This window comes from Streptomyces sp. NPDC007264 (assembly GCF_042869095.1).
GTDB lineage: Bacteria > Actinomycetota > Actinomycetes > Streptomycetales > Streptomycetaceae > Streptomyces.
On record NZ_JBIAFD010000002.1, the window covers coordinates 157897 to 170117 of the forward strand.

Annotated in this window: 14 protein-coding genes; 9 read left to right on the forward strand and 5 right to left on the reverse strand. The window is 73.4% G+C overall.

Annotated features, from left to right (window positions below):
- The first annotated feature begins 70 nt into the window (after positions 1-70).
- The 5 genes from ACFYMU_RS03430 to ACFYMU_RS03450 all read left to right on the forward strand — a co-directional run bounded on the left by ACFYMU_RS03430 (position 71) and on the right by ACFYMU_RS03450 (position 3889).
- Entirely contained in the window at positions 71-697 is a 627-nt protein-coding gene (locus ACFYMU_RS03430) for a copper resistance protein CopC (RefSeq protein ID WP_388367215.1), read from the forward strand.
- Between the two features lie 206 nt (positions 698-903).
- Positions 904-1743, forward strand: coding sequence for a TIM barrel protein (locus tag ACFYMU_RS03435; RefSeq protein WP_388367217.1), 840 nt, complete (start codon positions 904-906; stop codon positions 1741-1743).
- Positions 1744-1786: 43 nt separating this feature from the next.
- Positions 1787-2710: a 2-hydroxy-3-oxopropionate reductase gene (locus tag ACFYMU_RS03440; protein WP_388367219.1), complete on the forward strand. Its 924-nt coding sequence runs from the start codon at positions 1787-1789 to the stop codon at positions 2708-2710.
- A gap of 183 nt (positions 2711-2893) precedes the next feature.
- Complete coding sequence (locus ACFYMU_RS03445; RefSeq protein WP_388367221.1) at positions 2894-3142, forward strand: hypothetical protein; 249 nt, start codon at positions 2894-2896, stop codon at positions 3140-3142.
- Between the two features lie 96 nt (positions 3143-3238).
- A complete protein-coding gene (locus tag ACFYMU_RS03450; RefSeq protein WP_388367987.1) occupies positions 3239-3889 on the forward strand; it encodes a TIGR04222 domain-containing membrane protein in 651 nt (216 codons plus the stop codon).
- Between the two features lie 122 nt (positions 3890-4011).
- Here the strand turns inward: ACFYMU_RS03450 and ACFYMU_RS03455 are convergent, their stop codons facing one another.
- From ACFYMU_RS03455 to ACFYMU_RS03475, 5 genes are all read right to left on the reverse strand, one after another.
- Positions 4012-4416: a hypothetical protein gene (locus ACFYMU_RS03455; RefSeq protein WP_388367223.1), complete on the reverse strand. Its 405-nt coding sequence runs from the start codon at positions 4414-4416 to the stop codon at positions 4012-4014.
- Between the two features lie 107 nt (positions 4417-4523).
- Positions 4524-5564, reverse strand: a complete 1041-nt coding sequence (locus tag ACFYMU_RS03460) for an ArsR/SmtB family transcription factor (RefSeq protein ID WP_388367224.1) — start codon at positions 5562-5564, stop codon at positions 4524-4526.
- A gap of 172 nt (positions 5565-5736) precedes the next feature.
- Positions 5737-6573 (reverse strand): RimK family alpha-L-glutamate ligase, encoded by an 837-nt coding sequence (locus ACFYMU_RS03465; RefSeq protein WP_388367226.1) that lies wholly within the window; start codon positions 6571-6573, stop codon positions 5737-5739.
- Positions 6570-7508, reverse strand: coding sequence for a RimK family alpha-L-glutamate ligase (locus ACFYMU_RS03470; RefSeq protein WP_388367228.1), 939 nt, complete (start codon positions 7506-7508; stop codon positions 6570-6572). The genes ACFYMU_RS03465 and ACFYMU_RS03470 overlap by 4 nt, the downstream gene beginning before the upstream one ends.
- Before the next feature lie 87 nt (positions 7509-7595).
- Positions 7596-8780: an SMI1/KNR4 family protein gene (locus ACFYMU_RS03475; protein WP_388367230.1), complete on the reverse strand. Its 1185-nt coding sequence runs from the start codon at positions 8778-8780 to the stop codon at positions 7596-7598.
- Between the two features lie 176 nt (positions 8781-8956).
- Between ACFYMU_RS03475 and ACFYMU_RS03480 the strand changes: the two genes are divergently transcribed.
- The 4 genes from ACFYMU_RS03480 to ACFYMU_RS03495 all read left to right on the forward strand — a co-directional run bounded on the left by ACFYMU_RS03480 (position 8957) and on the right by ACFYMU_RS03495 (position 12167).
- On the forward strand, positions 8957-9754 hold the full coding sequence (locus tag ACFYMU_RS03480) for an SAM-dependent methyltransferase (protein ID WP_388367232.1): 798 nt from the start codon (positions 8957-8959) through the stop codon (positions 9752-9754).
- A gap of 229 nt (positions 9755-9983) precedes the next feature.
- Positions 9984-10397 carry a globin family protein gene (locus ACFYMU_RS03485; RefSeq protein WP_388367234.1) on the forward strand — a complete coding sequence of 138 codons (414 nt, stop codon included), beginning with the start codon at positions 9984-9986 and terminating at the stop codon, positions 10395-10397.
- Positions 10398-10489: 92 nt separating this feature from the next.
- A complete protein-coding gene (locus ACFYMU_RS03490) occupies positions 10490-11596 on the forward strand; it encodes a globin domain-containing protein (protein WP_388367236.1) in 1107 nt (368 codons plus the stop codon).
- A gap of 49 nt (positions 11597-11645) precedes the next feature.
- Positions 11646-12167 (forward strand): DivIVA domain-containing protein, encoded by a 522-nt coding sequence (locus ACFYMU_RS03495; RefSeq protein ID WP_388367238.1) that lies wholly within the window; start codon positions 11646-11648, stop codon positions 12165-12167.
- Positions 12168-12221 lie beyond the last annotated feature (54 nt).

A 12221-nucleotide genomic window follows, 5' to 3' on the forward strand; every position in this document is an offset into this window, starting at 1 on the left:
CGGAAAGTTCCCGCGGACGTCCGATCGATCCGGGGGAACTTTCCGGGGGCCGGGGCCGACGTACTGGTATGTGAAGCGCAGATCACCCTCCCGCCCGCCCCGTCCGGTCCGCCTGCCGGTCGTGCCGGCCCTGCTGCTGGCCGTCCTGTCGGTCCTCCTGCCGGCGTCACCGGCGTCGGCGCACGCCCAGCTGCTCGGCTCGAGCCCGGCCGCGGACTCCGTGGTGGCCAAGGCACCGACGACCGTCACACTGCGGTTCGACGGCCCGGTGAACCAGCGGTACACGACGGTCGCGGTGACCGGGCCGGACGGCTCGTACTACAGCGACGGCGAGCCGAGCGCGGTGAACGGCGACGTACGGCAGAGGGTCCGGGCCCTGCCGACCGGCACGATCCAGGTGACCTGGCGGACCGTGGCAGCGGACGGGGCCCCGCTCCAGGGCCGGTTCACCTTCACCAGCACGGACAAGGCGGCGGCCGCGGCCGCCCGGCCCTCGCCCCCGCCGACGACGGCGCCGTCCGCCCCCGCGGCGCGGGCCTCCTCCTCGCCCTCGTCCTCGCCCTCGCGACCGGTGGGGTCGGGGAGTTCCGGTGGCACCGCCGACTGGGCCTGGTGGGCGGCAGCGGGCGTGCTGGTCGCGTTCGTGGTGGCGCTCCTGGCCGTCGGCACCGTCCGCTCCCGCCGTTCGGCGCGCTGACGCGGCCGCGGACGCCGCCTCCCTGCAGCCCTGCCGGCCCCACCGGCCCTGCCGGCCCCCGCACCGACGGCGCGGGGCCCTTTTCCGTGCGCGCTCTTGACAGCGGTGCACCCCGCGAGCAGGATTCCATGAAATAGAAACCAAATTCCACAATACGGAACAGTGCTCGATCGGGTGGACGTCCGGACGGAAAGGAGCGAGCCCGGATGGGATTCGCGGACCAGCGCTTCACCGTCAACCTCTCGATCCTCTTCACCGAGCTGCCGCTCCTGGAGCGCCCCGCGGCCGCGGCCGCCGCGGGCTTCACCGCGGTCGAGCTGTGGTGGCCCTGGACCGGCTCCCCCAGCCCCGGGCGTGCCGAACTGGACGCCCTGAGGCGGGCGATCCAGGACGCGGGGGTGCGGCTGACGGGCCTGAACTTCTACGCCGGCCGGCTGCCGGGCCCGGACCGCGGCGCCCTGTCCGTCCCGGGCGAGGAGTCGGCGAGGTTCCGCGCCAACATCGACGTGGCGGCGGGCTTCGCGGAGGCACTCGGCTGCCGGGCCCTCAACGCCCTGTACGGCAACCGCGTCGACGGCGTCGACCCCGGCGAGCAGGACGCGCTGGCGCTGGAGAACCTGGCGCTCGCGGCGCGGGCGGCCCACCGGATCGGCGCGGTCCTGCTGATCGAGGCGCTGAACGAGCCGGAGTCGCCGCGGTACCCGCTGGTGTCGGCCGCCGCCGCGATCGGCGTCGTCGACCGGGTCGACCGGGCCACGGGCCTCGGCAACGCGCGCTTCCTGATGGACCTCTACCACCTGTCCATGAACGGCGAGGACCTGCCGCAGGCCGTCGAGCGGTACGCCGGCAGGACCGGCCACGTCCAGATCGCCGACAATCCCGGCCGCGGCGCGCCCGGCACCGGGTCGCTGCCCCTGGAGGACCTCCTCGACCGCCTCCGCACGGCCGGGTACGAGGGCTGGGTCGGCCTGGAGTACAAGCCCGGTGACCGTCCCGGCGCGGAGGCGTTCGACTGGCTGCCGGCCGAGGCCCGAGCGGCCCGCTGAGCGCCGACCACCACACGGAGCACGGCAGTGAGAGAGGCACCTCATGACCAGCCCCGCAACCGCTTCCCGCCCGGCCCGCCCGAGCCGCCCGGCGATCGCCTGGATCGGCCTCGGCATCATGGGCTCCCCCATGTCGGAGAACCTGATCGAGGCGGGGTACGACGTCACCGGCTACACCCTGGAGCGGGAGAAGCTGGACCGGCTGGCCGCCGCCGGCGGCACCGCCGCGGGCTCGATCGCCGAGGCCGTACGGAACGCCGACGTGATCATCACCATGGTGCCCGCCTCCCCGCAGGTCGAGGCGGTCGCCTACGGTCCGGACGGCATCCTGGAGAACGCCGGGCCCGGCGCCCTGCTCGTCGACATGTCCTCCATCACCCCGCAGACCTCCGTCGACCTGGCGCACCATGCCCGCAAGAAGGGGATCCGGGTACTGGACGCCCCGGTGTCCGGCGGTGAGGCCGGGGCCGTCGAGGCCGTGCTCTCCATCATGGTCGGCGGTGAGCAGGCCGACTTCGACGCGGCGAGGCCGGTCCTCGAGGCACTCGGCCGGACCGTCGTGCACTGCGGACCGCATGGCTCGGGTCAGACCGTGAAGGCGGCCAACCAGTTGATCGTCGCCGTGAACATCGAGGCGTGCGCCGAGGCCGTGGTGTTCCTCGAGAGGTCGGGCGTGGACCTGGAGGCGGCCCTCGACGTGCTGGACGGCGGTCTGGCGGGCTCCACCGTCCTGGCCCGCAAGAGGGACAACTTCCTCCGCCGTGACTTCGCGCCGGGCTTCCGCATCGACCTGCACCACAAGGACATGGGCATCGTGACCGAGGCGGCCCGCGAGGTCGGCGCGGCCCTGCCGGTCGGCGCCGTGGTCGCCCAACTGGTCGCCGCCCTGCGCGCCCAGGGCGACGGCGGCCTGGACCACTCGGCCCTGCTGCGGGGCGTGGAACGCCTGTCCGGCGCGCGGGTCTGACCCCGGACCCCGCCGGAAACCGGGCCCGAGACCTCCGGGCGGCGCCGTCGCCGACACCCGTCGTGTCGCGCCCGGGCGGCGGCCCCGCCCGGAACCCGCACACCCCGGACACGGACCGTTCCGCATCCGGCGCTCTCGGTGTTCCCGGGTGCGAATCCGGACCCACGGCAGCAGCCTGAAGACATGGAGCAGCCAACGGAACACCCGCACATCGTGGTGCACGCCCCCGCGCTGGACGGATCGCGGCGCGTCACCGAGGGGGACATGACCCTCGGGATCGCCAGCCACCTGGACGATGTCGTCGAGATCCTGCGCCTGGTCGACCTCGACCGGATCGAGGTCGAGGAGAGCGACCTCATCGAATGGCAGGGCGGCGGCCCCGACGACTGGCCCGGACTATCGGAGCACGGTGTCGGGCACGAGAGCGGGTGAGCCGGCTACACCGACGGGCGTACGCCGTCTACGCAACCCTCAAATCAACCTCTGAACACCCGCCGAGGGGCTTCAACTCCCCCCGGGCACGGGCCCATCCTCGGCACACGGGGCCCGCCGGCACGGGGGCGGCGGGCCCCTTCTCGTTCGGGGGCCCTCATGGACGACACGGCGACGGACCGGCTGGAGCCGCACGACATCGCCTTTCTGCGGGGTGGTCCCCGCGCCGCCGTCACGGTCGCCGTGCTCGCCCTGCACCTGCGGGGAGCCGTCGAAGCCGGCCGGGCGGGCACGCTGCGGACGACGCGGGCGCCCAGCGGGGCGGGACGGGCCCTGCCCGCCCTGCCGAAGGCGGTGCACTCCGCGCTCTACCGCCCCGCGGGCATACGGCAGTTGCTCGACCGGCGGGGCGTGCGCGCCGCCCTGGCCGGGCTGCGCCGTGACCTCGTGGCCGCGGGGCTGCTGCGCGGCTTCCCGCCGGGCCGCACCGCGGCCGGCCGGCGCACGCTGAGGTCGCTGCGGGACCGGCACCCGCTGCCCGCCTCCGGGAAGGGCCTGCCGGACGGCGAACTCCTGCTCGCCGCCGCCCTGTACGGCGACCGGGCCCTGACCTCGCTCGTACCGCGCTTCACCCGGGAGGCGGGGCTCGTCGGGCGGGGCGGGACCACGGAGCGGGACCAGCGGCAGTCCTGGGGCGGAGGCGGCGAGGGCGGCGCCGGGGCCGGCCTCAGCTGCGCCGGGGTGTGATCCGGGGCCGCGGACCGGACGGGTCCGCGGCCCCGGACGTGCGGAACCGGGATCGGCAGGTCGCCTACGCCGATGGTTCCTTCCCCGTGGTGAATGGTGTCGGTGGTCGCACCGCCGCTGTGTCAGCAGGGTTGGGGGATGCCGTTGCCGATGGTGTCCGGCAGGGGGTTGGTCTCGCTGTAGATGTCGGTGTCCTTCATGTAGCCCCACTGGCCGTTGTCGGCCTCCGTGTACTCCCATCGGTACGGGTGCGGGCCGCCGACGTAGGCGCCGTGGTCGGTGCGGCATTCGAACCAGCTCGGATTCGAGTACATGATGCCCACCGGGTGGCTGGTGTCGGGGGTGGCGTACACCTTCGCCCCCACGACGTTGTTGCAGTACATGTGCATGCCGTCGCTGCTCCACCAGCAGGGGTTCGCCGCCTCCGCGGTGCCGGTGAAGAAGGTGCCGAGCGCGGCCAGTGACATGCCGGCCGTGACGAGAGCCGAGAACCTGCGGGCCGAGAACCTGCGGGCCGATGTCCTCATGGTGTTCCCCCTGTGGTGGTGTGACGCCGCGGTGCAGGGCCGCCGGCGTCGTGATGGTCGCCGACCAGCCTGCCCCGGGCGCTCCGCGTCCGCACCAGGGTTCGGCCTCAGCCGAAAGACCGCCCCGTTGCGGGCGGGAAGCTTGACAGCACGGAGTGGGACGGAGGGGTCCGGACGCCGCCGTCGAGGATCGCGCGGCCGAGAGGGGTCGGCATGTGGACGACCGTGTTGGCGATCCGGTGGCTGACGACGAGGCCGGCCTCCCGCAGCACGGTGGCGTGTTCGCTCGCCGAGGCGGGCGAGATGCGCAGGCGCCGCACGAGGTCCGCGCCCGTGGCCCCCTCGGCCGCGGCGATCTGCTCCAGCACGGCGGCACGTGTGGCCCCGAGCAGGCGGGCCAGGACTTCGCCGTCGGACGTGTCCGCCGGCTCCCCCAGGCGCCGCAGGCCACGGTTGGCCGGATAGACCAGCACCGGCTCCAACCGGGTGTCGCGCAGCGCGATGGGGCGGGCCCAGCAGAAGTAGGACGGGATGAGCAGCAGTCCCCGGCCGCGCAGGTGCAGTTGCTTGGGGACGGGATAGGCCACCGACAGGACGGGCGGCTCCCAGCGGATCCGCGGGTGCAGCCTGCTCAGCATGCGCTCCGCTCCCCCGTGGAGCAGGTCGGCCGCACGGGCCGCCCGCTCGGCCGCGACCACGGCCCGGATGCCGTCCCAGGCAGGGTCCAGGGCCTGTCGGTGGTAACGGCGCATCGCGGCGCCCACCCGGCGCAGCGCCTCCGGGTCGCCGTCGGCCAGCGGACGCATCCAGGAGGTCGCCGTGCCGAGCTGTCCCGCCAGCAGTGCCAGATCCGTGCGCAGCCTGTCCCGGGCCGTGCTCTGCACCGCGTCCACGGTCTTCTCGACATCGTCGCCGACGGCGGGGGTGAGGAAGTCCGGGGAGTAACCCCGCGGTGGGGCGAGCCGCAGGAGCAGGCGCGCGGAGGGGTCCAGCGCGCCGAGCGTCCTGGCGCGCCACGGCCCGAAGACGCCGTGGCCGGCCGGCCCGCGCAGCGCGTGCAGGCTCAGCAACATCTCCCAGGCGGGCACCGGACCGGCGGCGATACGGATACGTCCGACGTCCTCGCGGGTGAAGTGGATCCGCAGCACCTGTACGCCCCCGGTGGACGAGATGGACGTGCCGTCGTGGGAGAGGACGCCGGGGAAGGGTGGGGCGGTTCGCCGGGAAGGACGTGCCCGAGCCCGGGGTCGGCGGCGTCGGCCGGGGGTGGACGGCCGAGGCGGCATCGGCCGGGGTGGACGGCCGACGCCCCACCGTCCCTCAGATCGCCTCGCTCTCGTGGCCCGGCCGGCCGTCGGCCGCGGACGGCCGGCCGGCTCCGCACAGGACCAGTGCCGCGAGGGCCTCCGGAGCGCCGGCCTGGCCCCGGACTCCGGGGAAGGCGTTGATGTCCACGATCAGCGGGGCGCCGTCGCCCGTGTCGATGACGTCCACGCCGTAGACGTCCAGCGCGAAGACCTCGCCGACCCGGCGCACCAGGGCGGTCCAGCCGGGCGGCAGGCCCTCCAGGGCGAGCGGCAGGGTGGGGCCCCGTCCCCCGGGAGAGAGTTCGGAGCGGCGCAGCGCGGCGAACAACCGGTCCCCGATCGCCCACAGTTTGTGGTCCCAGCCGCTGTTCGGCGCGAACTCCTGGACCACGACCGGCTCGTGCGGCCAGGTCGCGGCGATCTCCCGCAGCCGGGTGTCGTCGTCGAGGCGGGCCACCAGGTCGTGCCGTCGGCTGTGGCGGCTCTTGACCACCACGGGGCCGGACAGCCGTGGGCCGGAGGCCAGTCGAGCGGGCGTGGTGACCATGCGGGTGGCGGCGTACGGGAGCCCGGCCCGCCGGGCGTGTTCCGCCATCGCCGCACGGTCCTGGCACAGCGCGGTGGCGGCCGCGGAGTTGACCACCCGGGCGCCGCGTCGCTCCAGGGCGCGGGCGAGGGACAGGGCGCGCGGCGTACGGGACTTCAGCAGGTAGACGTCCGCGAGCGGCTCGGGGGCTTCCGTCACCGTTCCCGGATCCAGGGTCTCCACGTGATGTCCGGGGGTGAGCAGCGCCGCGGTGGCGGCCAGCAGCGGATGGCCGGCATCCGGCGTGATCAGGCCGACCCTCATACGTTCTCGCCCATCGCCACGGGGAGCTGCGCGGGGTGCGGGCGGAGCGCCAGGGGTGCACCACCGGCCGCGGCGCGCTGTTGCGGTGGGCGGGCGGAGGGCGCCTCGGCCGCGGCGGACGGCCGGCCGTGGCGGGCGAGCCCGAGCACGGCTCGTGCCACGCGCGCCGCCGCGTCGGGGACCTGACGGAAGCTGGGGAAGTCGTTCACGTCGACGACCACGGGGCCGTCCGGTCCCAGCACCACGTCGACGCCGTACAGATCGAGACCGTAGACCACCCCGACCTCGGCGACCATCGCGGCCACCTCCGCCGACAGCGGCACGCGGCGCTCCCGCACCGCGCGGTGCGGGTGGAGCGGTGAGCGGCGCTCGGTCGCGTACAGTTCGCCGCCCACGCTGTACACCTTGACGTCGACACCCGAGTTGGCCACGTACGGCTGGGCGATGAGCATGCCCTCCCCGCCCAGTTCGGGGACCATCGTGGCGAGCCGGTCGGGCGACGACACCAGGTGCACGGCCCGTCCCGCGCTGCCGTCGGCGGGCTTGACCACCAGCGGGTACTCCGACGCCGGTATCTCGGCGAGCAGTTCGGGCCGTGCCGCCGCGTAGGTCTGCGGCAGCGGAAGCCCACGGCTGCGGCCGATGGCGGCGGCCAGCGCCTTGTCCCGTACGCCTCGGATGGACCGGGCGTCGTTGACCGTCGTCATCCCGGCCGAGGCCGCGGCTTCGAGCAGGGTCAGCCCCGGGCCGCCGGAGACCGTCTTGAGGACCCATGCGTCATGGGTGCTCGCCTGCACCGCCTCCGTCATGCGCAGCAGCGAACCGCCCGGCCGCAGCACGTCCACCTGGTGTCCCCACGAGGTCAGTTGGCGGATCACCTCGACGGGCATGCCGTCGTGGCGGTACTGCTCCTCCAGCAGAAAGCAGAGCTTCATCCATCGTCCCCGTAACCTCCGGACTCTGCCCGCCGTCCGGCATCCTGTGACAGCACAGGATGTCACGAAGGAAAAAGGGACCGCCCGTCAGTCCTCGTCCGGGCGGTGACGCGCCGCGTACCAGCCGGCATCGATGTCCGGGTTGCGCAGCCCGGCCCAGAACAGGTCGTCCGGCGCGGGTGGTACGGGTGGGCCGCCGAGGTCCTCCAGCAGCTCGTCGCGCCACTCGGCGCTCAGACCGCTGCGTGAGCTCGCGATCTTCTCCACCGCCCGCTGCGGCAACCCCCACATCGCGACCACCATGGCCTCGGCCGCCCACCGCCGATGGCTGTCCTGGAGTGACGTCGCCTGAGCGATCACCGCGCGCAACCGCAGCCCCAGCGGACCGTCCTGGCCCATCGGGACGGCCTCGCCCCGCTCCGCCGCATCCAGGGCCTGCGTGACCTCGGCGTACTTGGCCAGCCCGGTCTCGACGGCCAGCCTGCGCATCTGGCTCAGGGCCGCCCGGGCCACCCGCTCCCGGGGCAGGGTGGCGACCAGCGCACCGAGTTCCTCCAGCCCGAGCAAGTAGACCGCTTTCAGCGGCTGAGGCGGGCCCGAGGGCAGATCCAGCCGGGGGATCTTCGCCCCGGCGGCGGGAAGCGGATCGTCGGCGCTGCCCCATCCCGGACGGGCGACACCCTCGTCCGCCCAGATCAGCCGGCCGTTGAACGTCACCGGACGCACACCGCGCCCCTGGAACGCAGGGCCGCCCTCCAGTCTGCCCGCCACGTCCGCCAGACAGGCGCCCAGCGACTCGGCGCGTCCGAAGCTGGTGCCGCTCTCGTCGAAGAACCGCCCGATCGCGCCGTACGAGCCGCTCCCTGGCCGGCAGTCGATCGTCAGGCCGTCAGCGGTGACGTCGTAGGAGCCGAACTTGAGGTAGCCGTGATGCCAGTAGCGTTCGGAGCCGTCCTCGTCCTCCTCGCCCCACTCCTCGTCCAGGTCGGCGGCGACGCCCCTCAGGAACCGGGCCGCCTCGACGATCTCCCGCACACCCGACAGTCGGTCGTACGTGGGGAACCGGAATGCCTCCGGGCGGTCCTGCGCACCGTTGTGCCGGCGCAGCGAAGCGACCAGGTCGGGGTGGAAGGCGACGTCCAGCTCCTGCTCCGCCGCCCGTATCTCCTCGTCCGCCGCGGGCGGCCCGAGCGAGGCGAGGGTGCGCGGGGCGTGCTCCCGCAGCCATCCGTCGATGCGGTCCCAGGAACTCTCCACCAGTTCGGTCGTCATGCGCCGGACCCTAGGCGCGGGCACTGACAGCGCTGCCACCGCCGCCGGCCTGCGCGGGAGCCGCTCGCGGTGCCGGTGCCGGGAACTGGTGGCACGTGTACAGAAGTTGATGTGGGAAGCTGACGTCAGCCGTTCGCGGGCCGGTGGGCCGTGGCGGGTGCCGAGAGGAGCGCAGGGTGAGACAGGGCGGCTTTCGCGCCGAGGACATCGACACCAGCAGGCCGCATCCCGCGCGGATCTACGACTACCTGCTGGGCGGCAAGGACAACTACGAGGTGGACCAGCGGGCGGGCGACGAACTCGCCGCCGTCGCGCCCGAGGTGCGGATGGGCCTGCGGGCCAACCGCGCCTTCCTGCGGCGTGCCGTCCGTCATGTCGTCGGCAGTGGCGTCCGCCAGATCCTCGACATCGGCACCGGGCTGCCCACCTCGCCGAACGTGCACGAGATCGCCCACGAGGTGGCGCCGGACGTGCGCGTCGCGTACGTCGACAACGACCCGATCGTGAAGGTGCATGGCGACGCGCTGCTCAGCCGCTCCGGCTCGACCAGCATCGTGCTCGCCGATCTGCGCGACCCGCGGTCCATCGTGGACCACCCCGACGTCCGCCGGGTCATCGACTTCGACGAGCCGGTCGCCCTGCTCCTCGTCGCCGTCGTCCACTTCCTCACCGACGCGGAGAACCCCGACCGGATCGTCGCCACCCTGCGCGACGCGCTGCCGGCCGGCAGCTTCCTGGTGCTGTCGCACGCCACGGACGACTTCGCCGACCGCAGCGACGCCCAGGCCGTCTACAACAAGGCGACCGCCACCCTGAACCTGCGCTCCCGTGCCGAGATCGAGCGGTTCTTCACCGGCTTCCAGCTGGTCGAACCCGGCCTGGCCCAGGTCCCGTTCTGGCGCCCCGACGGCCCGCCGCCCGCAGGATCCGAGGAGATCGGATTCTACGGGGGTGTGGCGCGCAGGACCGGCTGACCCGGTCGGCACGGCAGTGTAGCCGAAGAGGCGCACTCAATTCCTATATGGCAAAGGTCACAGCGCCCTGGTTTTCCCCAACTCGCGTGCGCTTCCAGGCGGGTTGGGATTGCCTTCGTCGTGGCTTCAGCCATGGTTACCGCCGCTGCCCGGCCCCGCCTGCACCACTGTGCGGCCCTCTCGGACCCAGCTTGTTCGACCCGTGGGCGTCTGGCTACAGTCGGCACGCATGACCGCAGACCCCTCACTCATCCGGAGCAGCTTCGCGGCCGTCGAGCCCCACGGGCCGCAGCTCACCGAGTACTTCTACGACCACCTGTTCGCCCACCACCCCGGCGTGCGCCCACTGTTCGCCGCTCACCTCGATGAGCAGCGCGACCGCCTGTGGGCCGCGCTGGGTGCCCTGGTCGCCAACCTGGAGAACACCGACACGCTCATAGGCATGCTGCAGAACCTGGGGCGCCGCCACGCCGGCTACGGCGCGCTGGCGGAGCACTACCCGGCCGTGGGCGAGAGCCTGATCGCCGCCTTGCGCCAGTACGCGGGCGACGCGTGGACACCGGCCGTCGAGGAGTCCTGGACGGCGGTCTACGGCGTGATCAGCAGCACCATGGTCTCGGCCGGCGAGGCCGCGGCGCGCTGACCCGGCCCCAGCGAACTGACTTCTGACGAGCCGTCGAACGGCTCCCCATCACTGTGGAGGTCACCCCTGATATCAGCCACCGGAGGGCGGACATGAGCGATTCCCAGGCATTGAGAGACTCCTTCGCCCTGGTGGGCAAGTCCGGGGACGAGGTACCGCGGTACTTCTACTCCTACCTGTTCCTCATTGCGCCGGAGGTCCGGCCGATGTTCCCGATCGCCATGGGCGCGCAGCGTGATCGCCTCGTCGCCGCCCTGGGCCGGATCGTCGCGGAGGCGGACAACCCGGATCAGCTCGTCCCCTTTCTGCAGCAACTGGGCCGCGACCACCGGAAGTTCCAGGTGGTGGCGCAGCACTACGAGGCGGTGGGGCAGGCCCTGCTGGCCACGCTGGCGTATTTCCTGGGCGAGGCATGGACCCCGGAGCTGCAACACGGCTGGACCGAGGCGTACACCCTGGTGGCCCGCACCATGGTGGAGGCCGCGGAGGCCGACGGCAGGATGAATCCGCCGTGGTGGAACGCCGAGGTGGTGCACCACGAGCAACGTGGCTTCGACCTGGCGGTCATCACGCTGCGCCTGGACCATCCGATGACGTACCTGGCCGGGCAGTCCGTCATGGTGGAGACCCCGACGCTGCCGAGCACCTGGCGGTCGTTCACCCCGGCCACCGCGGCGCGCGCCGACGGGACGGTCGAGTTGCACGTGCGTGCCGTCGACGGTGGTCTGGTCAGCCCGGCCCTGGTCTACGGACTGCGACGAGGGGACGTGCTGCGGCTGGGAGCGCCGGTCGGCGACCGGCTCACGCTCCAGGCGTCCGGCGGCCGCGACCTGGTGCTGATCGCCGGGGGTACCGGACTGGCCCCGCTGCGCGCCCTGGTCGAGGAGATCGCCCAGCGCGGGCCGCAGCGGCGGGTGGACCTGTTCGTCGGGGCACGCGACGCGCGGGGCCTGTACGACATGCCCGCTCTGAGGCAGTTGGCGGCGGCCCACCCCTGGTGCCGGCTCACGCCGCTGGTCGGCGCGGACGCCGGTACCTTCGAGAACCGCAGCCTCGCAGGCCCCGTCCTGCGGGCCGCGGGCTGGCACGGGCGCTCCTTCTACGTCTGCGGCTCGCCGGCCATGGTCTCCGCGACGGTACGCGACCTGGCGGGCGCGGGTGTGCCCCACGACTTGCTGCACTTCGAAGACGCTCGGTGATCGGAGATACATGAACAGGACAGGAGTACACCATCCGGGGGAGCAACGGGTGACCCCCGAGGCACTGCGCTCGATGACCTTCCCCCGCGCCGCCCTGACCCGGCGCGGCTACAGCGAGGAGGCGGTGCACGACGCCCTGCGCCGCTGTGCCTCTGCCCTGATCGAGTTGACGGAGGAGAACGACCGGCTGCGGACGGACATGCAGCGCCACCGCGACTGGATCCGCGCGAACAACATCGGCGACGGCACCGGTCCGACGGGCGTACCGACCGTGGACGCCGTCCTGCAGCAGGCCCGCGCCCAGCAGGCGGCCGAGCAGACCGTCACCGTCGCCCGCCAACAGGCCCGGAACATGGTGCGGGCCGCGCGGGCACAGGCCGAGGCGGTCCTGCAGCAGGCCTGGGAGAAGAGCACCCAGGCGGCCGAGGGCGGCCCGGAGGAGACGGAGCGGCTCATCTCCTATCTGCGCCAGCTCGCGGAGTCCCTGTCCGTCACCGCGGACGAGTACGCCGCCAAGCGCGCCCCGAGTCGCCCGCGGGCCGCCATCTCCGGCCCCCCGCCGGGCGGCTGACCGTCGCACCGCCCGGTCCGCGCCGTCGGCTCCGTCGTGCCGGCGCGGCGGGAA

What these genes read in the sequence shown, in the direction of transcription:
- ACFYMU_RS03435 (WP_388367217.1), top strand. Translation starts at nt 904, where the DNA reads ATGGGATTCGCGGACCAGCGCTTCACCGTCAACCTCTCGATCCTCTTC.
- ACFYMU_RS03440 (WP_388367219.1), top strand. Translation starts at nt 1,787, where the DNA reads ATGACCAGCCCCGCAACCGCTTCCCGCCCGGCCCGCCCGAGCCGCCCG.
- ACFYMU_RS03445 (WP_388367221.1), top strand. Translation starts at nt 2,894, where the DNA reads ATGGAGCAGCCAACGGAACACCCGCACATCGTGGTGCACGCCCCCGCG.
- ACFYMU_RS03455 (WP_388367223.1), bottom strand. Translation starts at nt 4,416, where the DNA reads ATGAGGACATCGGCCCGCAGGTTCTCGGCCCGCAGGTTCTCGGCTCTC.
- ACFYMU_RS03465 (WP_388367226.1), bottom strand. Translation starts at nt 6,573, where the DNA reads ATGAGGGTCGGCCTGATCACGCCGGATGCCGGCCATCCGCTGCTGGCC.
- ACFYMU_RS03470 (WP_388367228.1), bottom strand. Translation starts at nt 7,508, where the DNA reads ATGAAGCTCTGCTTTCTGCTGGAGGAGCAGTACCGCCACGACGGCATG.
- ACFYMU_RS03475 (WP_388367230.1), bottom strand. Translation starts at nt 8,780, where the DNA reads ATGACGACCGAACTGGTGGAGAGTTCCTGGGACCGCATCGACGGATGG.
- ACFYMU_RS03485 (WP_388367234.1), top strand. Translation starts at nt 9,984, where the DNA reads ATGACCGCAGACCCCTCACTCATCCGGAGCAGCTTCGCGGCCGTCGAG.
- ACFYMU_RS03490 (WP_388367236.1), top strand. Translation starts at nt 10,490, where the DNA reads ATGAGCGATTCCCAGGCATTGAGAGACTCCTTCGCCCTGGTGGGCAAG.